At 59.7% G+C, this 22,680-nt stretch carries 22 protein-coding genes and 2 pseudogenes; 9 read left to right on the top strand and 15 right to left on the bottom strand.

Features of this window, described 5'->3' with window-relative positions; genetic code table 11:
- Positions 1 to 158 precede the first annotated feature (158 nt).
- Entirely contained in the window at positions 159 to 629 is a 471-nt protein-coding gene (locus tag IV113_RS21715; RefSeq protein ID WP_291089419.1) for an integrase core domain-containing protein, read from the bottom strand.
- 55 nt (positions 630 to 684) lie between these two features.
- Positions 685 to 1,340, bottom strand: a pseudogene (istA, locus tag IV113_RS21710) (IS21 family transposase); the annotation flags it as partial.
- On the opposite strand from istA, the gene IV113_RS21705 reads away from it, so the two are divergent.
- Positions 1,296 to 1,814 (top strand): hypothetical protein, encoded by a 519-nt coding sequence (locus IV113_RS21705; protein ID WP_291089416.1) that lies wholly within the window; start codon positions 1,296 to 1,298, stop codon positions 1,812 to 1,814. The pseudogene istA and the gene IV113_RS21705 sit on opposite strands and share 45 nt — an antisense overlap.
- Here the strand turns inward: IV113_RS21705 and fba are convergent.
- The 12 genes from fba to IV113_RS21645 are packed head-to-tail and all read right to left on the bottom strand — an operon-like array spanning position 1,768 to position 14,379.
- Entirely contained in the window at positions 1,768 to 2,808 is a 1,041-nt protein-coding gene (fba, locus tag IV113_RS21700; RefSeq protein ID WP_291089413.1) for a class II fructose-bisphosphate aldolase, read from the bottom strand. The genes IV113_RS21705 and fba overlap by 47 nt on opposite strands.
- Before the next feature lie 60 nt (positions 2,809 to 2,868).
- Positions 2,869 to 3,648, bottom strand: a complete 780-nt coding sequence (locus IV113_RS21695; protein WP_291089410.1) for an HAD-IA family hydrolase — start codon at positions 3,646 to 3,648, stop codon at positions 2,869 to 2,871.
- Complete coding sequence (locus IV113_RS21690) at positions 3,645 to 4,850, bottom strand: phosphoglycerate kinase (protein ID WP_291089407.1); 1,206 nt, start codon at positions 4,848 to 4,850, stop codon at positions 3,645 to 3,647. The genes IV113_RS21695 and IV113_RS21690 overlap by 4 nt, the downstream gene beginning before the upstream one ends.
- Entirely contained in the window at positions 4,847 to 5,851 is a 1,005-nt protein-coding gene (gene gap, locus IV113_RS21685) for a type I glyceraldehyde-3-phosphate dehydrogenase (protein ID WP_291089405.1), read from the bottom strand. The genes IV113_RS21690 and gap overlap by 4 nt, the downstream gene beginning before the upstream one ends.
- Positions 5,852 to 5,893: 42 nt before the next feature.
- On the bottom strand, positions 5,894 to 6,589 hold the full coding sequence (locus IV113_RS21680; RefSeq protein WP_291089402.1) for an HAD-IA family hydrolase: 696 nt from the start codon (positions 6,587 to 6,589) through the stop codon (positions 5,894 to 5,896).
- Between the two features lie 27 nt (positions 6,590 to 6,616).
- On the bottom strand, positions 6,617 to 8,671 hold the full coding sequence (tkt, locus tag IV113_RS21675; protein WP_291089399.1) for a transketolase: 2,055 nt from the start codon (positions 8,669 to 8,671) through the stop codon (positions 6,617 to 6,619).
- Between the two features lie 19 nt (positions 8,672 to 8,690).
- Positions 8,691 to 9,575 carry a phosphoribulokinase gene (locus IV113_RS21670; protein ID WP_291089396.1) on the bottom strand — a complete coding sequence of 295 codons (885 nt, stop codon included), beginning with the start codon at positions 9,573 to 9,575 and terminating at the stop codon, positions 8,691 to 8,693.
- 42 nt (positions 9,576 to 9,617) lie between these two features.
- Complete coding sequence (locus IV113_RS21665) at positions 9,618 to 10,712, bottom strand: class 1 fructose-bisphosphatase (RefSeq protein WP_291089393.1); 1,095 nt, start codon at positions 10,710 to 10,712, stop codon at positions 9,618 to 9,620.
- A gap of 16 nt (positions 10,713 to 10,728) precedes the next feature.
- Positions 10,729 to 11,709: a CbbX protein gene (gene cbbX / locus IV113_RS21660; protein WP_291089390.1), complete on the bottom strand. Its 981-nt coding sequence runs from the start codon at positions 11,707 to 11,709 to the stop codon at positions 10,729 to 10,731.
- A complete protein-coding gene (gene rpe / locus IV113_RS21655; RefSeq protein WP_291089388.1) occupies positions 11,706 to 12,395 on the bottom strand; it encodes a ribulose-phosphate 3-epimerase in 690 nt (229 codons plus the stop codon). The genes cbbX and rpe overlap by 4 nt, the downstream gene beginning before the upstream one ends.
- Before the next feature lie 15 nt (positions 12,396 to 12,410).
- Entirely contained in the window at positions 12,411 to 12,845 is a 435-nt protein-coding gene (locus IV113_RS21650) for a ribulose bisphosphate carboxylase small subunit (RefSeq protein ID WP_291089385.1), read from the bottom strand.
- A 25-nt stretch (positions 12,846 to 12,870) separates the two neighbouring features.
- Positions 12,871 to 14,379: a ribulose-bisphosphate carboxylase large subunit gene (locus IV113_RS21645; protein WP_291089383.1), complete on the bottom strand. Its 1,509-nt coding sequence runs from the start codon at positions 14,377 to 14,379 to the stop codon at positions 12,871 to 12,873.
- Positions 14,380 to 14,473: 94 nt separating this feature from the next.
- On the opposite strand from IV113_RS21645, the gene IV113_RS21640 reads away from it, so the two are divergent.
- The 3 genes from IV113_RS21640 to IV113_RS21630 all read left to right on the top strand — a co-directional run bounded on the left by IV113_RS21640 (position 14,474) and on the right by IV113_RS21630 (position 17,146).
- Positions 14,474 to 15,607: a LysR family transcriptional regulator gene (locus tag IV113_RS21640; RefSeq protein ID WP_363318648.1), complete on the top strand. Its 1,134-nt coding sequence runs from the start codon at positions 14,474 to 14,476 to the stop codon at positions 15,605 to 15,607.
- A gap of 60 nt (positions 15,608 to 15,667) precedes the next feature.
- Entirely contained in the window at positions 15,668 to 16,024 is a 357-nt protein-coding gene (locus IV113_RS21635; protein ID WP_291089380.1) for a rhodanese-like domain-containing protein, read from the top strand.
- A gap of 183 nt (positions 16,025 to 16,207) precedes the next feature.
- A complete protein-coding gene (locus IV113_RS21630; RefSeq protein ID WP_291089377.1) occupies positions 16,208 to 17,146 on the top strand; it encodes an IS481 family transposase in 939 nt (312 codons plus the stop codon).
- A gap of 6 nt (positions 17,147 to 17,152) precedes the next feature.
- Here the strand turns inward: IV113_RS21630 and IV113_RS21625 are convergent, their stop codons facing one another.
- A complete protein-coding gene (locus tag IV113_RS21625; RefSeq protein ID WP_291089374.1) occupies positions 17,153 to 17,566 on the bottom strand; it encodes a DsrE family protein in 414 nt (137 codons plus the stop codon).
- An 830-nt stretch (positions 17,567 to 18,396) separates the two neighbouring features.
- Here IV113_RS21625 and IV113_RS21620 point away from each other — a divergent pair.
- From IV113_RS21620 to IV113_RS21605, 5 genes and pseudogenes are all read left to right on the top strand, one after another.
- Positions 18,397 to 18,762 (top strand): hypothetical protein, encoded by a 366-nt coding sequence (locus IV113_RS21620; protein WP_363318649.1) that lies wholly within the window; start codon positions 18,397 to 18,399, stop codon positions 18,760 to 18,762.
- Positions 18,763 to 18,836: 74 nt separating this feature from the next.
- Positions 18,837 to 19,520 carry an MBL fold metallo-hydrolase gene (locus IV113_RS21615; RefSeq protein ID WP_291089371.1) on the top strand — a complete coding sequence of 228 codons (684 nt, stop codon included), beginning with the start codon at positions 18,837 to 18,839 and terminating at the stop codon, positions 19,518 to 19,520.
- A gap of 395 nt (positions 19,521 to 19,915) precedes the next feature.
- Positions 19,916 to 21,442: a methyl-accepting chemotaxis protein gene (locus IV113_RS21610; RefSeq protein ID WP_291089368.1), complete on the top strand. Its 1,527-nt coding sequence runs from the start codon at positions 19,916 to 19,918 to the stop codon at positions 21,440 to 21,442.
- A 539-nt stretch (positions 21,443 to 21,981) separates the two neighbouring features.
- On the top strand, positions 21,982 to 22,296 hold the full coding sequence (locus IV113_RS26295; RefSeq protein WP_363318647.1) for a metalloregulator ArsR/SmtB family transcription factor: 315 nt from the start codon (positions 21,982 to 21,984) through the stop codon (positions 22,294 to 22,296).
- A 32-nt stretch (positions 22,297 to 22,328) separates the two neighbouring features.
- A pseudogene (locus IV113_RS21605) lies at positions 22,329 to 22,680 on the top strand (sulfite dehydrogenase); the annotation flags it as partial.

Raw genomic sequence — 22,680 nt, 5'->3', positions numbered from 1 at the left:
ACTTGACTGTGCGCATCAGGTCCTGGACGAGGCCGCCGCGCTGGAGCGATGATGGAACAAGGCGATCACGGTGGACAACTGACGTCTCCCCCGAATTCCGGACTTTTCAGAACCAGAGGTACGGTTGCTTTTGACGTCTCCCCCATATCCGGTCACTTCTAAACTGGAGTTGGGCGGCTTTCCAGCTGTTGATCTGACCTCTTTCTGACGAACTCACTCGGGGTCAGGTGGCCGAGTGAGCCATGCGGGCGGTGATGGTTGTAGTCATGCTGCCAAGCCTTCAATTTCTCCCGCGCGTCCTGCATCGTAATGAACTCATTGACGTTCAGGAACTCATCGCGCAGCCGACCGTTGAATGACTCGATGAGCCCGTTGTCCGTGGGCTTTCCAGGCCGTGTGTAGTCGAGCTTCACACCGCGGCGCCAGGCCCATTCATCGAGTGCCTTGGACGTGAATTCCGTGCCGTTGTCTACGGTGATCGCCTTGGGCCATCCCCGCTCCAGTGCAGCCTCGTCCAGGGCCTTGCCGACGCACCGGCCGGTGAGCCGGAAGTTGGCCTCTAGAGACACACTCTCGCGACTCCACTGATCGATCACCGTGAGCACCCGAAATGCCCGTCCGTCGAGCATCTGATCGTGTACGAAGTCCATGCTCCAGTTCTGATTCGGCCCTGTGGCAGGCATTGCACATGGCCGCAAAGCGCGCGTTGACGATGCGCCCCTTGCCCCGCTTGATCTTGTCCACCGCGTCTTCATGTTGTCGTAGATGCCCCGCCGCGCCACCCCGCCCAGCGCCTGGAACGAGCGCGTGTGCGCATCAAACAGCATCTCGTGCCCCTGGCTGGGATACGCCACCAGCCAGAACGCTCGGCTGGCACACAGCTTCAAATGCGCGACCTGCACGTTGTAGAACACGCCGCCCACCACCATCGCCTCATCGCTCCAGTCAAACTGGAACGCCTCGCCCAACTCAAAGCTCAAGGGCACGAAAGCTTTGGCTGGACTGCTATCAGAGCGCGTCTTCCACGACCGGATGAAGTCCGTGACCGCGCTGTAGCCACCCCGGTAACCCTGCGCCTGGATCTGGGAGAGCAGCGCACGTGCAGAGCGCCGGCTTTGCTTGGGCCGATGCGCATCGGCCGCCAGCGCTTGGTTCAGCGTGCCCTCGAACGCCGTGAGCTTGCACTCGACAACGCGCCGCTCGTACTTCGGAGGCTCATCGCCGGGGGCCTTGAGCCATTTCTTGATCGTGTTTCGGGCCAAGCCGGTGCGCTTGGATATCTCGCTCAGGGAGAGTTGGTCGCGCAACTTCATGCGCCTGACCTTGCCAATCATGTCCATGGTGATCACCTAATTTCCCTGCTGAAAGTTTCAGCAGGTCAGTGGAACACCCTGGTCAATTTTCAGTCGGCACTTCGACTTCTAGGTCAGTTTTCGGTCGGCGTCAACAGCCTACGGCTGGCGGCGCTGTCTCGGTGGCACACCGATCAAGGCTTTCCCGATCCCACAAAATCGGCCTTGGTGCGGCAAGTCCTCAAAGGCATTCGCTCGGTTCACGCCGCGCCAGAGAAGCGCGCGCGTCCCTTGGAACTGGCGGTGCTCCAACAAGTCGATCAGTGGCTCGGTGCCGCCATCGGCAACGCGCAGCAATCTGGTGACCGCTCGGCCTTGCTGCGCCACACGCGCAACCGCAGTCTGATGCTGCTGGGGTTCTGGCGCGGCTTCCGATCCGACGAACTGGTCAACCTGCGCGTTGAGAACACCGAGGTCACCCCCCATAGCGCCTCACCATGGCCTCCAAGGGGACCGGTTTGATCTTCGTTCCTTGACCAGCGCAGCCGAACGCCTCAAAACGCGCTTTGACGATTCCGCGCGCCGCTTTTCGCGCCTCAGCAAAAGCCTTGCGAGGATCGAATTCGCTAGGCATTTCCGCGAAGACCTTGCGCATTGCTCCGGTCATTGCAAGGCGGATGTCCGTATCGATGTTGATCTTACGCACACCGCTCTGGATGCCACGCTGGATTTCCTCCACTGGCACACCGTAGGTCTCCTTGATATCTCCCCCATATTGGCGAATGAGCTGAAGCCATTCCTGCGGTACGCTGGATGAGCCGTGCATCACCAGATGTGTGTTGGGCACACTTGCATGGATTCTGGCGATGCGGTCTATTGCTAATATGTCGCCAGTGGGTTTGCGCGTGAACTTGTAGGCTCCGTGGCTTGTACCGATTGCAATGGCCAATGCATCGACACCCGTCCGGGCTACAAAATCCTTCGCTTGTTCTGGGTCGGTCAGCATCATGTCGTGGGTGAGTTTTCCCTCCGCGCCCACACCGTCTTCCTCGCCTGCCTCTCCAGTTTCCAATGAGCCGAGACAACCAAGTTCGCCCTCGACGGATACACCGATGGCGTGCGCCATGCTGCACACCTTTCGCGTCACATCGACGTTGTAGTCATACTCAGCGGGCGTCTTCGCGTCTTCAAGCAGGGAGCCGTCCATCATCACGCTGGTGAAGCCCGAGCGGATTGACTGAAGGCAGATGGCAGGCGACGCTCCATGGTCCTGGTGCAGGACCACAGGGATGTTCGGATGTGCCTCGACCGCTGCCAATACCATGTGCCTGAGGTAGGCCTCTCCAGCGTATTTGCGGGCTCCTGCGGAGGCCTGCAGAATCACTGGGGCATCGGTTTCCTCGGCTGCCTCCATGATCGCTTGGATTTGCTCCAAATTGTTCACGTTGAAGGCAGGTACTCCGTATCCGTGCTCGGCTGCGTGGTCAAGGACTTGGCGAAGTGAAACGAATGCCATGGGATCTCCATTCAGAGCTAAAGAAAAGGGGTCGGTTGCAGTTCATTTGCACCGCATTGCTCATTCAAACTGCGAGGTGTGTTCCATACGGTCACGCCAAGTGAGCAGATCATCAAGACCGATGTGGTTGGTGCATGGCGCTTCTGGTGCCAACGGCCGCCAGCCAGTGCGTTGGTGCAGCCCGGGTCCAATCGCGATCGCGCTCTCAAAGGTTGAGTTGTCGAAGTAAACGCTGCGCGTTACGACGACAGGAATTTGTGCTGCGCATGCGGCTGCCACGCCCCCTGGTGAGTCTTCCAATGCCAAGGTGTCGAGTGGATTGAGCTTGAGAAGCTGAAGTGCCCGGACATAGACTTCAGGATTCGGCTTCTTTTGTGCCACGTCTTCACCACAGACCATCACGGGAAACCAACTCTTCCAACTCTCACCAAGATGCGTGCGCATCAGCGCACCGACATTGCTTCTGCTCGTCGTGGTGGTGATGGCCATGCGCACGTTGCGCGCAAGGCACTCCTCCATGAGGTTCTGTACGCCAGGGCGAAACGGAATGCCTTGCGCCTGGATGATTTGGGCATACAACTCGTTCTTGCGAACATGCAGGCTACTTGCCAGGGCGTCGCGCTCGCCAGTCATGCTTGGAGCATCGGAGCGGGTGGCCATGTCGTGTAACAGTCGCTCACGGCCGCCGGTTACTAGAAGCAATTCGCCATACCGCTCAACGCTCCACTGCCAGGGGAGTCCGTGAGCCTCAAACGCGAGATTGAATGCGATTCGATGGCCGTCACGCTCTGTCTCCGCGATCGTTCCGTCCACGTCCCACAGCACAGCCTGCAGCTTCATGCGGTGTGCCCTTCAGCCGCGCGACGAGACAGAATCTCGAAGGCAGGCAGTGTCTTCCTCTCAAGCACCTCGAGAAATGCACCACCACCAGTGGAGATGTAATCAATGCTGTTCTCGATGCCGTATTTGGCGATAGCTGCCAGAGTATCGCCACCTCCTGCAATGCTGAACGCTTGACTGTTTGCGACTGCATTCGCCACAGTCTCCGTACCGCGGGAGAAAGCGTCAAATTCGAACACACCGACCGGACCATTCCAGACGATTGTGCCGGCGGCCATGATCTGGCGCGCAAGCTGCGCCGCCGTTTCAGGGCCGATATCGAGAATCAGGTCATCTTCCATCACTGCGCTCGCCGCCTTGACGGTTGCATGTGCGTCGATGCTGAACCTTTTGGCTGTGACCACATCCATGGGGATTGGCACACCGGCTCCGCGAGCACGCATGGTCTCGATGACGGCTTGAGCTTCCGCTACTACGCTAGGCTCGGCCAGACTCTTGCCGATCGGCAAACCGGCCGCGAGCATGAAGGTGTTGGCAATTCCACCTCCAACAATCAACTGGTCGACATTTTTTGCCAAGCTTTGCAAGATCGTTAGCTTGGTGCTGACCTTGGAACCCGCAACTATGGCGACCAAGGGTCGCTTGGGGTTGGCCAACACCTTGTGAATGGCGTCCATTTCGGCCGCAAGCAAAGGTCCTGCGCAGGCAATTGGGGCGTATTGAGCAATACCGTAGGTTGATGCTTCCGCCCGGTGAGCTGTGCCAAATGCATCGTGCACGAAGATGTCGCACAAGGCGGCCATTTTTCGAGCCAAGGTTGAGTCATTGCTTTTCTCGCCAAGGTTCAGGCGACAGTTTTCGAGCATCACAACCTGACCAACTTCTACCTCCGCACGATCGATCCAGTTGGTCAGCAACGGAATCTCACGCCCCAGCAACTCTGCCATTCGCTGCGCCACCAGGAGCAAGGAGTCTTTGGACTTGAATTCACCTTCTACTGGGCGCCCTAGGTGAGAAGTGACCAAGACCGCAGCCCCAGCATCCAGAGCTTGTTGGATGCAAGGCAGGCTGGCGCGGATGCGCGTGTCTTCGACGATTCGCCCGCCAGCGTCCATTGGCACGTTCAAATCGGCACGAATGAAGACCCTCTTGCCTTTAACCTTGCCGGCATTCACAAGATCGGCAAAGCGCAAGACGTTCATCGTTTCGCCCCTATCACGCGGGCCATCTCAAGGCTCTGGTTGGAGTAGCCCCACTCGTTGTCGTACCAGCTCACCACCTTGACGAAGGTGCTGTCCAGAGCGATGCCGGCGTCGGCGTCGAAGATGGAGGCGCGGGTGTCGCCTCGGAAGTCGGTGGCCACGACCTTGTCGGTGGTGTAGCCCAGCACGCCCTTCAACGCGCCTTCGCTTTGCGACTTCATCTCCGCACAGATCTCGGCGTAGGTGGCGGGGCTGTTGAGCTCCACCGTCAGGTCGACCACCGACACGTCGGAGGTCGGCACGCGAAAGCTCATGCCGGTGAGCTTCTTGTTCAGCTCGGGAATCACCACGCCCACGGCCTTGGCCGCGCCGGTGCTGCTGGGAATGATGTTTTCCAGGATGCCACGGCCGCCGCGCCAGTCCTTGTTGCTCGGGCCGTCCACGGTTTTCTGCGTGGCGGTGGCGGCGTGCACGGTGGTCATGAGACCGCGCTTGATGCCCCACTTGTCGTTGAGCACCTTGGCGATCGGCGCCAGGCAGTTGGTGGTGCACGAGGCGTTGGAGATGATGGCCTCGCCCTTGTAGGTGGCGTGGTTCACGCCGTAGACGAACATCGGCGTGTCGTCTTTCGAAGGCGCGGACAGGATGACCTTCTTCGCGCCGGCGTCCAGGTGCTTCTGGGCCGTGACCTTGTCGAGGAAGAGGCCGGTGGATTCGATCACGATGTCGGCACCGACCTCGTTCCACTTCAGGTTGGCCGGATCGCGCTCCTGCGTGAGGCGGATCTTTTTGCCGTTAACGATCAGGGTGTTACCCTCGACGGCCACAGATCCATCGAAGCGACCGTGCACGCTGTCGAACTTCAACATGTAGGCGAGGTAGTCGGGCTCCAGCAGGTCGTTGATGGCGACGACTTCGATGTCGGCGAAGTTTTGCAGTGCACTGCGTAACACGTTGCGGCCGATGCGGCCGAAGCCGTTGATGCCGAGTTTGATCGTCATGGGAATTGAATGGGTTGAGATACAGGTGTGATTGCGGTGTGGTCACTTATCGCGTGGCGTTCGAGAAGCGAGTACAAATTCCGAAACTGCGAAAAGATTGTTGAATACCCGGTCAGGCAGCGCATCCTCAATGGGGTGTCCCGCGTTGTAGCCATAGGGAACCACCCAGGCAGCGACACCAGCATTTTTCGCGGCCTCGACGTCGGTAGCGGAGTCACCTAGGTGAGCCGTTCGATCGAGGCTGACCTGCAGCGCCTGGGCAACGTGTCGCAGCACATTGGCATGGGGCTTCTTCACGGCCAGCGAGTCACCACCGATCAACAGGTCGAAGTAGGTGTCCAGCCGGGTTGCTTTCAGAACTCTGCGCGCATGCCGCACCTCCTTGTTCGTCACGCAGGCCAGCTTCACTCCCGCAGACCGCAACTCGGCGAGGGTCTGGCGACAGCCGTTGTATGGCACAGCCGAGCTGCCTGTGGTGATGGCATAGTGCTCATCCATGCTGCGAAGGACATCCTCCGTCTTCACTGAATTCGCCAGGGTAGGCTCGTCCAACAAGCAACGTGCCCACAGTTTCAGCATCAACTCACGGGTTCCGGCTCCTATCAGCAACGTGATTTCAGGCACGGGACGGCGCTTGGCGCCATGTGTGTCCAATGCGCGGTTGGCCGCTTCTGCAATTTCCGAGGCAGTGTCAACCAAGGTGCCGTCGAGGTCGAAGCTGATGAGGTCGTAGGACATGATTCCTTCTTGGCTTTGTTGGACAGTTCAATTGCTGGAGCGCACGTGCCGGCGCTCTTCATCACACTGGGTCTGCACCAGGTCGGCAAGCTTGTTGGCTGTCAATCCGAAGTGTTCGTAGAGTTGCGGCGCGGGAGCCGATTCACCGAACTGGTCGATCCCCAGGGCTGCGCAGCAGCCGTATTGGCCCCACCAGCGCGTTACGCCGGCTTCGACACCGATACGGGGTAGGCCATGCCCCAAAACGAGTTCGCGATAGGCGCGGGATTGGCGGTCGAACACCGTCGACGACGGTAGCGAAACCACCCGAGCGGCGATGTTGCGCGCGTCCAGCAACTGTTGTGCCTGCATGGCCAGCGCTACTTCAGAGCCGGTGGCGATAAGGACCGCCACTGCATCGGCACGATCGCTGAGGACGTAACCCCCGCAGCGAATAGCCAGAACTTGCTCCGGAGTGCGCAGCTGCGGCGGCAAATTCTGGCGCGACAGCAAGAGCGCTGACGGGCTTTTCGCGGCTCCCAACGAGTGAGTCCACGCGACGGCTGTTTCCGCCGCGTCACACGGTCTCCATACATCGAGGTTGGGAATGAGCCTCAAACTCGCGGCGTGTTCGACGGGCTGGTGTGTGGGGCCGTCTTCACCCAGGCCGATGCTGTCGTGCGTGAACACGTGGATCACGCGCAGCTTCATCAACGCGGCCATGCGGATCGCGTTGCGGCTGTAGTCGGAGAACGTGAGGAAGGTACCGCCGTAGGGGATGAAGCCGCCGTGCAGCGCCGCGCCGTTCATGATCGCGGCCATGCCGAATTCGCGCACGCCGTAGTTGATGTGGCGACCACCTTTTGCGCCGCCCCTCACAGCACCACAGCCAGAAAAGTCCGTGAGGTTGGATCCGGTGAGATCAGCGCTGCCACCCAGCAGTTCCGGAACTTTGGGTGCCAGCACGGCAAGGACTTGTTGCGATGCCTTGCGGCTGGCGACCGTCTCGCGAGACTGCCCAAAGGAGGCCATCGCGTTCAGCACGGTTTCTTCGAAATCTTTGGGCAGATCTCCAGCCATGCGGCGCTCGAACTCAGCTGCAAGGGCAGGGTGTGCCCTGCGGTAGGCTGCCAAGCGCTCATTCCACTGCTCTTCACGCAAGCCACCACGCCGACGAGCGTTCCAGCGTCCTGCAATCTGTTCTGGAATGTCGAACGGCGCGTGAGGCCAGCCGATGGCCTCACGCGTGTTTCGGATCTCGTCCGCGCCGAACGGCTCGCCGTGTGCCTTGGCCGTTCCTTGGCGCTGCGGCGACCCTTTTCCGATGGTTGTTCGACAAATGATCAGCGTAGGCTTGCTTACCGACCTTTTGGCCTGAGAAATCGCGTGATCGACAGCGGCCACATCATGTCCGTCGATGGGGCCTATCACATCCCAGCCGTATGCTCGAAAGCGTGCGCCAGTGTCGTCAATGAACCAGCCCTGAACCGCGCCGTCGATGGAAATACCGTTGTCGTCGTACAGCGCAATCAATTTGTTCAACTGCCAGGCCCCTGCCAGTGCAGATGATTCGTGACTTATTCCCTCCATGAGACAACCGTCTCCGAGGAAGACGTAGCTGTGGTGATCAACGATGTCGTGACCAGGTCGGTTGAATTCGTCAGCTAGCAGCTTTTCTGCCAAGGCAAAGCCGACCGCATTGCTGATGCCCTGACCCAGCGGACCGGTGGTGGTCTCTACCCCGGGTGTGAGTCCGACTTCAGGATGACCTGGGGTCTTGCTGTGCAGACGTCTAAATCGTTGCAGTTCAGACATAGGAAGGTCGTAGCCGCTCAAATGGAGCAGGGCATACAGAAGCATGGATGCGTGTCCGTTGGAGAGGACGAATCGGTCCCTGTCCGGCCACGTTGGATTTGCCGGGTTGTGAGACAGGTGGCCATTCCACAGCGCAACGGCCATCTCTGCCATACTCAGAGGCGCGCCTGGATGCCCGGAGTTGGCTTGCTGCACTGCGTCCATGGCCAGTGCCCGGAGGGCGTTGGCCATATCGTCACGCTGTCCGTTGTCGGGACGCACAACCCTGTCGTTTGAATTGGTACTCATCTTGCGACTCGCTGAGAGATCAAAGGGCTCCGAGGGCTTGGCGTTGTCGCTCGACCATGCGCCAAATGAAGGGGGTAAAGATCAATTGCATTGCCAGTTCCATCTTGCCGCCTGGTACGACGATGGTGTTGGCCCGCGACATGAACGAGTCGTGAACCATACTCAGCAGGTACTGAAAATCGATTCCCTTGGGGTTGGCAAAGCGGATGACGACCATGCTCTCGTCAGGTGATGGAATGTCCCGAGCCATGAATGGATTCGACGTGTCCACCATCGGCACACGCTGGAAGTTCACATGTGTGTGAGTGAACTGGGGGCAGATGTAGTTCACGTAGTCGGGCATGCGGCGCAAGATCGTGTCTGTGACCGCTTCGGTCGAATAGCCGCGCTGCTTCTTGTCGCGCCACAGCTTCTGCACCCATTCGAGGTTGATCACAGGTACCACGCCAATCAAGAGGTCGGGATGGCGCGCGATGTCCACTTCGGGCGTCACAACGGCACCATGCAAGCCCTCATAGAACAACAACTGTGTATCTGGCGGAATATCCTCCCACGGTGTGAAGGTTCCAGCCTCCTGTTTGTAGGGGGCCGCTTCTTCGTCGTTGTGGAGGTACTTGCGGCGCTTTCCGGTGCCAGTGGTGCCATAGCTTTGGAACAACTGCTCAAGTTCGGCAAAGAGGTTGTTCTCCGGTCCAAAGTGACTGAAGTTACGGTTGCCCTGCTTTTCAGCTTCTGCCAACCGTGTTTTCATGTCTTTGCGGTCGTAGCGATGGAAGCTGTCGCCTTCGATGGTCGCAGCCCGTACGCCTTCGCGGCGAAAGATGTTTTCAAAGGTTCGGGTGACCGACGTGGTTCCGGCACCGGACGATCCGGTGATGGCGATGATGGGGTGTCGAGCGGACATGGCTGTGCTCCTCCTGTTGTGGTTCTGATGGTGCAACGCGACTCAGTCGCGAAAGAGGCCACGCTCTGCGAAGAGCGGATTGCCACGGTCTTTGGTGGTCGGTTCGTGGTGGTAGCGTTCGATGCGGTCGACCTCGTTCTTCGACCCGAACACCAGGCCAATGCGCTGATGCAACTCGGTCGGTTTCACACCCAGTATGGGCTGCCGACCTGTGCTCGCACGTCCTCCCGCCTGCTCCAGGATGAAGCCGATGGGATTGGCCTCGTACAGCAGGCGAAGCCTGCCTGGTTTGGCAGGATCCTTGGTGTCGCGTGGATAGAGAAACACTCCTCCGCGCATGAGGATTCGATGCGCTTCCGCGACCATGCTGGCGATCCACCGCATGTTGAAGTCTTTGGATCGTGGCCCGGTTTTTCCAGCCAGACATTCGTCCACGTAGCGCTTGACTGGAGGCTCCCAAAAGCGGCTGTTGGAGCTGTTGATTGCAAACTCGTGCGTGTCTGCGGGCACCTGGATGTCACGATGCGTGAGCATGAACTCCCCCAAGTTAGGATCCAGCGTGAACCCTGCAACGCCGTTGCCTACCGACAGCACCAACATGGTGGTGGGCCCATACAAGGCATAGCCAGCGGCAATTTGTGTGGCACCAGGCTGAAAGAAATCGGCTTCAACCACGTCCCTGCCGCTGTCCACCACAGCCTGCGGTGCGCGCAGGACTGAGAAGATGCTGCCGACCGACACGTTCACATCGATGTTGCTGGAGCCGTCCAGTGGATCGAATACCAGAAGGTACTTGCCACGGGAGAAAGCTTCGGGGATCTGTCTGGGAGCGTCCATTTCCTCCGACGCCATCCCCGCGAGGTGACCGCTCCACTCGTTCATGCGGATGAAGATGTCGTTGCTCAAGACATCCAGTGGTTTTTGTACTTCGCCCTGGACATTCACGCTGCCGCCTTGCGCAGAGGCCACTGAGCCCAAAGCGTCATCGAGTTGACCAAAAGCGACGATTCTGGCGATTGCTTTGCAAGCCAGAGAGACGTCGAGCAGCAGCGCATTGAGATCGCCGCTCGCTCCAGGAAATCGGCGGCGCTCTTCAATCAGGTAGCGCGTGAGCGTCCAACGTTGTGACAAAGGCATGGTCGTCTTTCGGTGGTCAGTTCTTGGGTTGAAAAAGTCTGCTGCCACGGATGTCGCTAGACGTCAGGGTGGACAGATCGCTTTCAGTCAGCACACGGTCCCCATCGGCAAACAGACGGCTGGCTTGCCGAAGTCGCGCACGGTCAAGTGCATTGCGCACACTGCGTGCGTTGGCGAAGTGGGGATGCTGCAGACGCAGATCCAAGTATTCCGAGAATGTGTCTCGAGTGTCTGGACCAAAGCGATAGTTCATGCTCGCCAGCATGCGGTCGGCAATCTCCAGCAGCTCCCCTTGCGCATAGTCCGGGAAGTCCAGGTGATGGGCGATGCGGCTGCTCATCCCCGGGTTGCTTTGAAAGAAAGTGTCCATGCGGTCTTTGTAGCCCGCCAGAATCACCACCAAGTCGTCGCGCTGGTTCTCCATCACCTGCAGCAAGATCTCGATCGCTTCCTGCCCATAGTCGCGCTCGTTCTCGGGGCGGTACAGGTAGTAGGCCTCGTCGATGAAGAGCACGCCGCCCATGGCCTTCTTCAGCACCTCCTTGGTCTTGGGCGCGGTGTGGCCGATGTACTGGCCCACCAAGTCGTCGCGGGTCACGGCCACCAGGTGGCCTTTGCGCACGTAGCCCAGGCGGTGCAGGATTTCGGCCATGCGCATCGCCACGGTGGTTTTGCCTGTGCCCGGGTTGCCGGTGAACGACATGTGCAGGCTGGGCGCCGTGGAACTGCCGACGCCGCTGGTCGATTGCAAGCCCAGGTTCAGGCGCAGCTTGTCAATCACCAGCAAGGCAGCGATGTCGCGGATGCGCTGTTTCACCGGCACCAGGCCGATCAGATCACGGTCCAGTTCGTTGATCACCGTCTCGACCTGGCTTTGGGCGAGCACCTCGTTGACCGTGCGGGCGCGCGCCACTGCATCGGCTGCATCCGGAGCGGGTGGGGTGCCGGCGGCCAGCGCCGCTGAACTGCCGGGAATGGAGTGGAGCGGGGCAGTCATGGCCGTTCCAGTTCGCGACGCATCGCGGCTATGACCTGGGCGTAGTCGGGCTGGCCAAAGATGGCGCTGCCAGCGACGAAGGTGTCGGCGCCGGCATCGGCCACACGGCGGATGTTGTCGACCTTGATGCCACCATCGACCTCGAGCCGAATGTCGCGTCCCGAGCGCGCACGTTCCGCGTCGATCAGCCGTCGCGCCTGCTCAGCCTTGCGCAAGGTGCTGTCGATGAAGCTCTGGCCGCCAAAGCCGGGGTTGACGCTCATCAGCAGCACCACATCGACCCTATCGATCACCCATTCCAGCACGTCCAGCGGCGTGGCGGGGTTGAACACCAGGCCGGCCTGGCAGCCCTCGCTGCGGATGAGTTGCAGCGTGCGGTCGACGTGCGCGCTGGCGTCGGGGTGGAAGGTGATGATGTCGGCGCCGGCCTTGGCGAACGCCGTGGCCAGAGCATCGACCGGCGCCACCATCAGGTGCACGTCGAGCGGCACCTTCGTGCCGTCGGCGCGCATGCAGTGCGGCTTGATCGCCGCCGCCACGGCTGGGCCGATGGTCAGGTTCGGCACGTAATGGTTGTCCATCACGTCGAAGTGAATCCAGTCGGCTCCGGCAGCAATGACGCTGCGCACCTCTTCGCCCAGCCGGGCGAAGTCAGCCGACAGGATCGACGGGGCAATGCGGTACACAGCGCGCTCCGGCGTTCAGTAGCGCTCGCCTTCGGGCCTGTCGCTGGCGTAGGACGTGATGCGATAACGCACCTGGCGTCCGTCCACCTCGTCGCGCACCAGGCCGAAGCCGGGCTCCTTGGCGGGCCGGTTGACGATGAAGGACATGCGAACCGACTCCACGCCTTGGGTCGAGTCGAAAGCTGTCACCCGCACATAGTGGCTCGGGAATGTCTTGCGGCAGGCGTTGATCTCTTTCAGGATCCCAGCCGGGTCCTTCAAGTCGAACATCGGGTTGCCGTACATCTCCCAGTAGGTGTTGCGCGGGTGCGGGTCGTCGGTGTATTCGATACCGACTGCGTAGTTGTGCGTCAGCGCGTACTCGATCTGCTTGGTGATTTGCACATCCGTCAGATCGGGCAGGTAGGAAAACTGGCCCTGCGTGACGCGGTTGCCGTGGTTGGTCATCATGATGGTGTTCCTTTCGTTGTCTTGTTCAGAATGCCGCGGTCGGCGTGGGCACGAAGTCCGCGGTGTCGGTCGATTCGTAGTTGAAGCTGATGTCGCCCCAGGTGTCGATCGCCGCCTTCAAGGGTGAGCACCACTTGGCAGCGTCCTGCAGGATCTGCGGCCCCTCGTTCCAGATGTCGCGGCCTTCGTTGCGCGCCAGCACCATGGCTTCGAGCGCCACGCGGTTGGCCGTGGCACCGGCCTGGATTCCCATCGGGTGGCCGATGGTGCCGCCGCCGAACTGCAGCACCACGTCGTCGCCCAGGTAGGTCAGCAGTTGGTGCATCTGGCCGGCGTGAATGCCGCCCGAGGCCACCGGCATCACCTTGTTGAGCGACGCCCAGTCCTGCTCGAAGAACAGGCCCTTCTCCAGTTGCATCGGCGTGTGCGTGTCCAGCAGCGTGTCGTAGAAGCCTCGGATCATCATCGGGTCGCCTTCGAGCTTGCCGACCACCGTACCGGCGTGGATGTGGTCCACGCCCGCCATGCGCATCCATTTGCAGATCACACGGAAGTTCATGCCGTGGTTCTTCTGGCGCGAGTAGGTCGAATTGCCCGCGCGGTGCAGGTGCAGGATCATGTCGTTCTTGCGCGCCCACAGCGCCATGCTCTGGATGGCGGTGTAGCCGATCACCAGATCGATCATGATGATCACGCTGCCCAGGCTCTTGGCGAACTCGGCGCGGGCGTACATCTCTTCCATCGTGCCCGCGGTCACGTTCAGGTAGTGGCCCTTGACCTCGCCACTGGCCGCACTCGCCTTGTTCACAGCCTCCATGCAATAGAGGAAACGGTCGCGCCAGTGCATGAAGGGTTGCGAGTTGATGTTCTCGTCGTCCTTCATGAAGTCCAGCCCGCCCTTCAGGCCTTCGTAGACCACCCGGCCGTAGTTGCGACCCGAGAGGCCCAGCTTGGGCTTGGTGGTGGCACCCAGCAGCGGCCGGCCAAACTTGTCCAGGCGCTCGCGTTCGACGACCACGCCAGTGGCCGGGCCTTGAAAGGTTTTCAGGTACGCGACCGGAATGCGCATGTCTTCCAGCCGCAGCGCCTTGACCGCCTTGAAGCCGAACACGTTACCGATGATCGACGCGGTCAGGTTGGCGATCGAGCCACCCTCGAACAGATCGATGTCGTAGGCGATGTAGACAAAGTACTGTTGCTCGGTCTTGGTGCCGGGGCCGGTGTTGGGCACCTTGTCGACCCGGTAGGCCTTGGCGCGGTACAGCTCGCAGGCCGTCAGCCGGTCGGTCCAGACCACGGTCCAGGTGGCGGTGGACGACTCACCGGCCACCGCCGCGGCGCATTCTTCGGCATCCACGCCGTCTTGCGGCGTCATGCGGAACATGGCGATGACGTCGGTGTCCTTGGGCACGTAGTCCGGTTGCCAGTAGCCCATCTGCTTGTACTTCAGCACACCCGCGCTGTAGCGCTTTTTGGCATCGGTGATGATGCTGTCGTCGTTGGTGTCGGTCACGTTGTCTCCTTGGGTTGTCATGGGATGTTTCGGGGCGGGTGCGACAAATATAAGTTCATGGTGATTTACTTAATAGTCAGTTATTCTTCGGCTACAGATAAGGTAAAGCTGATCAATGAACATCACTTTCCGGCAGTTAAGGGTATTTACTGAGGTCGCTCAACGCCAAAGCATGGCTAGGGCTGCCGAGACCTTGCATCTGTCATCATCTGCGGTCTCGATGCAGATAAAGGAAATCGAGAATCAGGTCGGCTTGCCGCTTTTCGATCGCCATGGCCGAGAGATTTCTCTCTCCACCGCGGGCGAGTACTTCCTCGTCCACGCCCGGAGAATGCTGGCGGAACTGAAAGAGGCAGAGAACGCCATGGCTCGCTTCAAACGCCTGGAGCATGGCCACCTGACGATTGGGATCGTCAGCACCGCCACGTACTTCGTGCCTCAACTGCTGGCGCGCTTTCACGAGGAACATCCCGGTGTTGACGTGCGCTTGCGTGTGGTGGGGAACCGAGAACAAATGGTGGCCTTGATGGAAGCCGGAGACGTGGATCTCTCGGTGATGGGGCGTCCACCGAAAGAAATTGCAACGCGTGCAGAATCGTTTGCCGCTCACCCGTTCGTGTTTGTCTGTCCGCCCGGGCATCCGTTGTTGGCCGTCGGGCAGCCGCATGTAGCCTCCCTGCAGGACTACCCCTTCATCGTCCGTGAGTTCGGTTCTGGTACTCGTGCGGCCATGACCGAATACTTCACAGCCCATCGCTTCAAGCCCCACATCACGATGGAGATGTCCAGCAACGAGACCGTGAAGCAGGCTGTGATGGCGGGAATGGGCCTAAGCTTTCTCTCTTTGCATACGGTAGGGTTAGAGGTGAGCAATGGACTGATGCAAGTCTTGGACGTCGAGGGCACGCCAGTGATGCGGATGTGGAATATCGTTCGCCTGCAGTCCAAAGTTCTTTCCCCTGCAGCTGAGGCATTTCGATACTTTATGCTTGAGCGGGGCGAGTCTTACTTGATTGCGCATGATCAAGGCGTCCTGAAATCACTGGCGCTTGAGTGTTGCTCGCACTTCGCTGCTGTTGATTCGCAAGGCGGTCAAGTTCGGCCGCATTCACTGACCCCAGCGACACTCACGTCGAGTGCAGTCAGCGCGCGCTCATCAATTGCTGAACCCGTAGGCGAAGCAGGTTGCCGGCCTGGCTCCGTGCGCTTCCCCGAGCACCCACCCAAAGTGCCCAAGGCGATCTCTTAGAACGCCAGTGTGCGCACATGGCTGAATTGCATGACTATTCTTTTGCTCTCAAGGGCCCATATGGCGTACACCGAAAAATTTCAACAACTTGCTGATGCAGCGCGTGCTCGCGTGGTTGAAGCGCTCCCCGAAGAAGTGGATGAGTTGATGGCCGGCGGCGCGGTCGCGCTCGATATACGAGACAAAGAAGAACACGACTTGGACCACATACGCGGTTCCTTGCATATCAGCCGGGGAAAGTTAGAGATGAATGTGGAAGGCGCTATTCCGGATCTTGACACAACCATCTTGTGCTACTGCAACGCTCACAACCGAGGTGCGTTGTCTGCCGACAGTTTGCGTTCCATGGGCTACCGCAACGTGCGGTTTATCTCTGGAGGCTTGAAGGCCTATCGCGCATTGCGCCCATCAAAGTGACGATGCAGCAGGGCTTTCGGCGGACACACGCCGATCGGCGCAGCTTCGCTCAAAGCTGAATTGGGGGCGCCAGTTCGATACGAAACAACTGGGCTAGATGTGATGTTGCAATAGGTTGTTCACCCGACGGCATCTGGGAGACTGAGTTACCACGCTTCAGCACTCACAGCAGGAACCCGCCGGATGAACAGCCACAAGAATGCCAGATTGACGTTTGAAGGACGCAAGTTGCTCATCGAGCGTATTGCCGTCATGGGGCCGATGCCAGCGGCCGCGGCCGCTGGCATCAGCGTTCGCACTGCCCGCAAGTGGCGCCGGCGCTTCGAAGCTGGCGGACTCGATTTCCTCAGGGACAGCAGCTCACGGCCTGCCAGGACGCGCAGCACCATCGATGAGGCGCTGGGCCAGCGCATCGAGCAGTTGCGCCGCAACCGAATGCCCATGCGCCGCATCGCCGCTGTGGTCGGGCGCAGCGTGGCCACCATCAGCCGATGGCTGGCCAAGCTTGGCATCTCAAGTCTGAAAGCGCTGCAGCCTGTTGTGCCCGTCGTTCGCTACGAGCACGACACGCCTGGGGCCATGCTGCACATGGACACCAAGAAGCTCGGGCGCATCGAGCGGCCCAGCCACCGTGTCACCGGTAACCGCCGCGACTCCGTCGATGGTGCAGGCTGGGAGTTCGCCCACGTGGCCATCGATGACCACAGCCGGGTGGGCTTCGTGCAGATGCATGCCGATGAGCGCAAGGGCTCGGCGGTGGACTTCCTGCAGGCTGCCGTCGCTCACTACGCAGCGCTGGGGGTGCGCATCGAACGGCTGCTCACCGACAACGGCTCGGCCTACCGCTCACGTCTGTTCGCCAAGACCTGCCAGGCTCTTGGCATCAAACACTGCTTCACCAAGCCCTACCACCCGCAGACAAATGGCAAGGCGGAGCGATTCATCCAGACCTGCCTGCGCGAATGGGCCTACGGCAGAACCTGGAACCACAGCACCGAGCGCACCGCCTGGCTCCCGTCCTTCCTGAGCTACTACAACACCCGCAGGCCTCACTCGGCCCTCGGGCATCGAAATCCAGCTTACCGCCTCGGTGGGAACAACCTATTGCAACTCAACAGCTAGATCGACTCATGGTTTGATGTATGCGTAGCCCTGCTTCTGCAGTTTGGCGAGCCTGAGCACACCCGATGGTGTGAAGTCGGCTTCCTGAATGAACTGCTCCTTCTTAAGGCCCCTGTTCTTCAGAGTGATTTCACAGACCTCGAAAGTCACACCTCGGCTTTTGAGGGCCGACACCAGTGGGGCGTACTCGGTGCCGTTGGCCGCTTTACCCCCTTCCATCAGCATATCGACTCCTTCAGCGTGCGTCACGACGGTGATTTTCGCTGTCGGATCAGAGTCAATATGGTTTCGAATGTTTCTCAAGCCCTTCAGACCTTGAGTTGCCGCATTGTCGAAGTGGTACACGACCGTGTCCTGTGCGCTGGAAACTCCTGCTGCCAGTACCAAAGCGAGGCTGATGATGACGGACTTGATGGACATGGATATCTCCTGAGATTGTTGGCGCATGATTCATCGGTGTATGCGATTGCACGGATACTAAAGATCGGTGGCGCGACGGCGCATGGGAATTACCCTCGCAAGCCCGAGCAGAAACAAGGGTCGTGGTGGAACCGTCCCGGATCGCGGGCCGTGCCAGCGAGGGATTACGCCGTTGCTGGTGCTGCACCTGTGTCACGGTACCGAAGTGCACTGTTGTTCTGCGCCTTGACGAAGCCTGTCAGATTTCGGAAGTCAATTTAGAAGCTTGCACGCGCGATGTATTCCCACTGTGAGCGGGCATGGGTTCACATCGGCAAGCTGCTATCACGTCACGTGATGGACGGCATCCTCACACCACCAGCGCGGGTAAGGCCGCGGCACTTCTCGGCACCAAGGACCCAGCGGTGACGCGCGATGCCCATGAACGTTGGCATGTCGTATCGAACGCAAAGACGCTTGCCACCGGCCGGCTGAAACCGCTCTGCGACGAGGGGGTGAAACCATTGGCAGTGGTTCTGCCCGCGATCGCGGCACAACTGGGTGCAAATGCCCGGCTGATGGCGTCCTACGGCCTACGGCCTACGAGCGACCCCGGCGCTGGCATGGAAGGATGCTCGCGGCGCGATCCAAATGTGCCAGGGTGTGCCGGAGGCTGATCTGCCCGCCATCTTCGGGCCACGGTGAGCGCGGACCTGCATTGGCAATGGAACCGTTCGCTGCCGTACAGACAACCCAACCACTGCGTGATTCACTGACGCTTTGCCACGGGTACCCAGTGCTCGCGCCGCCAGCGGAGCGGCGGCGAGAAAGTCTACGCCCAGAACTGCGCGCTGTGCCACGGCGCAGATGGGGCAGGGCAGCGCTCACAGGAGGCAACAGCGGTGTTTCCGGTGTTGTGGGGATCGGACTCGTTCAATTGGGGTGCTGGGATGAGGCGCATCGGCAACGCAGCTGCTTTCGTCAAGGCAAACATGCCGCTTGGCTTGCCTGGTATGCCAAGTGACCAGCAGGCATGGGACGTAGCGCTGTACATGAACAGCCATGAGCGGCCGCAAGATCCGCGTTACACAGGTAGTATGCATGGCACACGAAACGATTTTCACGCCAGCGAAGACTCGATGTACGGACGCGAAGTCGCGGGCAAGGTGCGCGGCGCCAGCGGCGCACCCAAGCCGTTTAGGGAAAGGCGCCAGTGATCTTCAAGTATCTTTTCGAGCAGGTGTCGAGCACCTCCTCCTACCTGCTTGGCTGAGAGCGCACCGGGCAGGCCATGCTGATCGACATAGTCATCATCGTGATCGACCGCGACCTGCAGGTTTTGCAGTCGCTGCAGCTCACCCTGGCATTCACCCTTGACACCGACGTCCACGCCGATCTCATCACTGCGGCGCTGCACGTGAAGCAACGCGTCGGCAGCCGGATTGCCGCTCCCGCGATCGATCGGCTGCCCTGTGTTGATTTGGGCGTTGAGGAAGGCACACCTCTGCAAATGGGGAGCATCTCGCTTGATCCGCTGCACACGCCCGGCCATACCGACGGTCACTATGCGTACCGAAGCATCGACCATGGCAGCGACCGCCTGTTCAGCGGCGACGCCCTGCTCATCGACGGCTGCGGCCGCACCGATTTCCAGAACGGAGATGCCACAGCCCTTTTCAAGAGCGTGACCGAGAAACTGTTCGTGTGGTCCGACGAGGTGCTGGTCTATCCCGCGCACGATTACCAGAACCGTCGAGTCTCCTCGATCGGCCAGGAGAAGAGCCGCAATCCCCGCTTGGGTCGCGACCGCACGCTAGAGGAGTTCAAAATACTCATGGCTGCACTTGATCTGCCTTATCCGAAGTTCATTGACCATGCGGTACCTGGCAATCGTCAGTGCGGCGTGTGCCCGGACAATCTCCCTGATCAGATGCGCGAGTATTGCGAGCACATGACCCATAGCCCGCAAGGTTGACGACCCTGATCCAGAATCACAGCAGGGCAGCTCGATTGGCGCATTGAAAACGGCTGGCCAGATGGTGGCACCACTGTCGTTCTCCAGCACGGTGGGTCGAATGTGGTCATATCACCCGAAGGTCGCTGATCCCTTCGCTCCAAGTCTGTACACCTTCCACAACCACGCGCAACCCATTGTCGGCCCCAGCAGCATTAGGCCTACACCTGGACTCCACTGGCTCTCCAACGCTGCATTTGCGCGTGGGGTGATCGGTGTGAATACCTGCAGCGGATCAGCTGAGCTGAAAGCTTCAGTTTCAGGGACCTTGGTCGATATCTTGCTGTGATAGCAACGCAGTCGAAGGAGGTCGATCGCTGCGGTGCTTGCAAGTTTTCAGCACATAGGATCTTCACATGAAATTCAGCCAGCGACTCATTCTCTGCGCAGTTGCCCCTGCGCTCTTGTTCATGACCGGCCTTGCAGCAAGTATCTGGGGGCTCGTATCTACACAGGCGCAGTTCGATCACTACATCCGAACGGAACAGGCACGCGCAGCTAGTTACAACGAGATGTATGCCCAAGGGTTGCAAATGGGACAGGCTTTGCGGAATATGGTGCTGGATCCGACCAATCCCAAGGCGCGTCAGAACTTGGACGCCGCCAGTTCAGGATACGAGAAGGCTGCCGCAGCGCTCATCCAAGGGTCGGAGGGCACCGGTTTTGCGAAGGACTTGGAGGTGCTTGCAGCACTTCGCAGCGCGCATTCGGCTGCACAGAACAAGGTTTTGGCAATGTTAGCGACCGATGCAGCTCAAGCCGTCAGGATCTTGAATTCTGAAGAAACGCCCGCGTGGCGGGCTCTCAGGGGGAGACTGCTCAAACACCTGGAAGATGCAAGGGGTGGATCGGAAGAGGCCCATAAGGCGGTGAATTCAGACGCAGACCAGATGATCGTTTTTGCCACTGCGCTTGCTGTATTGGCCTCGATGGTGAGCGCAGCGCTCTGTGTGTTCATGCAACGTACAGTGGGTCACGAGTTGGGGGGAGATCCGGCATCAGCCCGCACGTCACTGCTGCATATTGCCAACGGTGATCTCTCCAAGGCCTTGACGCTCAAGGAGGGCGATGGGCAAAGCCTGATGCATTCTTTGGGACAAATGCAGCTTTCGCTGCGGGGGTTGGTCGGGTCCGTTAGAAGTTCGGTGGACTCCATTTCGACCGCAAGTGCCGAAATTGCGACCGGGAACCAAGATCTCTCTGTTCGAACTGAGCAGACGGCTTCCAATCTTCAGCAGGCAGCTGCATCCATGGAGCAGTTGAGCGGGACCGTGAGGCAGTCCGCAGACTCAGCGCGGGAGGCAGACACATTGGCTTCTTCAGCTGCGGAGGTCGCGGCCAGAGGCGGGCGGGTGGTTTCAGAAGTCGTCGCAACAATGCAGGAAATCGCACATTCTTCTCAGCGCATTGCAGACATCACCGGAGTCATTGACGGGATCGCGTTCCAGACCAACATCCTTGCATTGAATGCGGCCGTCGAAGCTGCGCGTGCGGGAGAGCAGGGGCGTGGTTTCGCGGTGGTCGCCAGCGAAGTGAGGAGCCTGGCAGGTCGCTCTGCCGAGGCTGCCAAGGAAATCAAGTCACTGATCGGGACCAGCGTTGAGCGGGTCAAGGCTGGGTCTAGGCTTGTGAGCGACGCGGGTCAGACCATGACCGAGATCGTTGTCTCGGTGAAACGTGTCTCGGACATCGTTGCCGCCATCACTGCGTCGGCCGCTGATCAGGCCAGCGGTATTGAGCAGATCAGCGCCTCAGTATCTCAACTCGATCAAATGACACAGCAAAACTCCGCGTTGGTCGAAGAATCTGCGGCAGCAGCCGAGAGTTTGAAGGAGCAGGCGCATCGGATGGCTGATGTGGTCAGCACATTCAAGCTTGTCTGAGCTGGCCCCTGAGCCGGGGGCGGAACATCCATTAAAAAGCCCGCAGCATCGTCTATCCGGGCTGTTAAAAAGTTGCTAAGCCACCGGCTTGGCTGATTCAAGCCCCGGCTGCTCTGCAGTGAGGGGTTTCGTTTTTGCGGCGACTGCCTGCGGAGCGGTATGGTGCCGCCGTCGTGGTGGCGGTTCGGGACAGAAGTAGATGATGTCTTCGGGGAGATTGGTCGGCGTGCCATTCCCAGGCGCATTGCCGGAGTCCTCCCGTCTTGGCCCACCTTGCAATAGTTGAAGTATGTCCGGAAGGTGGCGTGCACCGACTCAATCGATTCAACTCACGTTGCGGCGTGGGCTAGGCAGCCCGTGCATAGGCAGTCGGAATCCTTGGTTTGGATGCACTGGAGAAACCCTGTGGCGCTGTGGTGCGCGTGGGTACCTTGGGTACTGGGCGAGATCCTTGCCGCAAAGCAGCATAGGGTTTTTACGAATCACAATATCAGCAAACAACAATATATTTGCAAATATCGTAGATTGGTTGCACAGACATGCCGCATAGCCTAGCGCTCATCGAGACCATGGCGCAACAGTTTGGGGTGCTCTCCGAACCAGCGAGGCTGAAGATACTCGCATCGTTGTGCGGGGGTGAGATGTGTGTAAGCGATTTGTTGTTGTCGACGGGCTTGTCCCAAACAAACGCGTCAAGGCACTTAGGACTCATGTACCAGGCAGGTGTCTTGTTCAAGCGGCGCGAAGGTAACCATGTATTTTACAAAGTCGCCAACATGCTGTACGTCGATCTGTGTTTTTTGGTGATGAAGCAATCCCAAGAGAACCCGCTATCCCCAGCGCAAGCATTTTGAAGGACTTTCCAGTGTCAGAAGATTTCAATCAAATGATTGGTCGTGTACTCCCCGCCCCCGAAAACCACCTGAGCGCCGAGAAGCTGGAGCTCGCCCGCAAGGCGCGCCGCAGCTTCATGGGCAAGGCGCTGGCCATGGGCGCGGGCGTGGCGGCGAGTAGCACGGCGGCCACGCGCGCGGTGGCGGCCGAGGGGGAAGAGGCTATTCTGAAATTGCCCACACACACCACCGGCCTGGGGCAGGGGGTGGCCACCGAGGGCTATGGCAAGCCGAGCAAATGGGAGGTCAATTTGCAGCGCCGAGAGAGCCCGGGCCTGACCCGAGTGAATCAGGCCTCGGTGAGCTTCACGCCGCTGCAAGGGCTGTTCGGCATCATCACGCCCA

The sequence above is a fragment of the Hydrogenophaga sp. genome (assembly GCF_018780385.1).
Lineage (GTDB): Bacteria > Pseudomonadota > Gammaproteobacteria > Burkholderiales > Burkholderiaceae_C > Hydrogenophaga.
Note: the sequence above shows the minus strand (reverse complement) of the source record. Positions and strands in the feature narration are given on the sequence as shown.

Coding starts and splice junctions, on each gene's coding strand:
- IV113_RS21715 (WP_291089419.1), bottom strand. CDS start 629: ATGCTCGACGGACGGGCATTTCGGGTGCTCACGGTGATCGATCAGTGG.
- fba (WP_291089413.1), bottom strand. CDS start 2,808: ATGGCATTCGTTTCACTTCGCCAAGTCCTTGACCACGCAGCCGAGCAC.
- IV113_RS21695 (WP_291089410.1), bottom strand. CDS start 3,648: ATGAAGCTGCAGGCTGTGCTGTGGGACGTGGACGGAACGATCGCGGAG.
- IV113_RS21690 (WP_291089407.1), bottom strand. CDS start 4,850: ATGAACGTCTTGCGCTTTGCCGATCTTGTGAATGCCGGCAAGGTTAAA.
- gap (WP_291089405.1), bottom strand. CDS start 5,851: ATGACGATCAAACTCGGCATCAACGGCTTCGGCCGCATCGGCCGCAAC.
- IV113_RS21680 (WP_291089402.1), bottom strand. CDS start 6,589: ATGTCCTACGACCTCATCAGCTTCGACCTCGACGGCACCTTGGTTGAC.
- tkt (WP_291089399.1), bottom strand. CDS start 8,671: ATGAGTACCAATTCAAACGACAGGGTTGTGCGTCCCGACAACGGACAG.
- IV113_RS21670 (WP_291089396.1), bottom strand. CDS start 9,575: ATGTCCGCTCGACACCCCATCATCGCCATCACCGGATCGTCCGGTGCC.
- IV113_RS21665 (WP_291089393.1), bottom strand. CDS start 10,712: ATGCCTTTGTCACAACGTTGGACGCTCACGCGCTACCTGATTGAAGAG.
- cbbX (WP_291089390.1), bottom strand. CDS start 11,709: ATGACTGCCCCGCTCCACTCCATTCCCGGCAGTTCAGCGGCGCTGGCC.
- IV113_RS21650 (WP_291089385.1), bottom strand. CDS start 12,845: ATGATGACCAACCACGGCAACCGCGTCACGCAGGGCCAGTTTTCCTAC.
- IV113_RS21645 (WP_291089383.1), bottom strand. CDS start 14,379: ATGACAACCCAAGGAGACAACGTGACCGACACCAACGACGACAGCATC.
- IV113_RS21640 (WP_363318648.1), top strand. CDS start 14,474: ATGAACATCACTTTCCGGCAGTTAAGGGTATTTACTGAGGTCGCTCAA.
- IV113_RS21635 (WP_291089380.1), top strand. CDS start 15,668: ATGGCGTACACCGAAAAATTTCAACAACTTGCTGATGCAGCGCGTGCT.
- IV113_RS21630 (WP_291089377.1), top strand. CDS start 16,208: ATGAACAGCCACAAGAATGCCAGATTGACGTTTGAAGGACGCAAGTTG.
- IV113_RS21625 (WP_291089374.1), bottom strand. CDS start 17,566: ATGTCCATCAAGTCCGTCATCATCAGCCTCGCTTTGGTACTGGCAGCA.
- IV113_RS21615 (WP_291089371.1), top strand. CDS start 18,837: ATGCTGATCGACATAGTCATCATCGTGATCGACCGCGACCTGCAGGTT.
- IV113_RS21610 (WP_291089368.1), top strand. CDS start 19,916: ATGAAATTCAGCCAGCGACTCATTCTCTGCGCAGTTGCCCCTGCGCTC.
- IV113_RS26295 (WP_363318647.1), top strand. CDS start 21,982: ATGCCGCATAGCCTAGCGCTCATCGAGACCATGGCGCAACAGTTTGGG.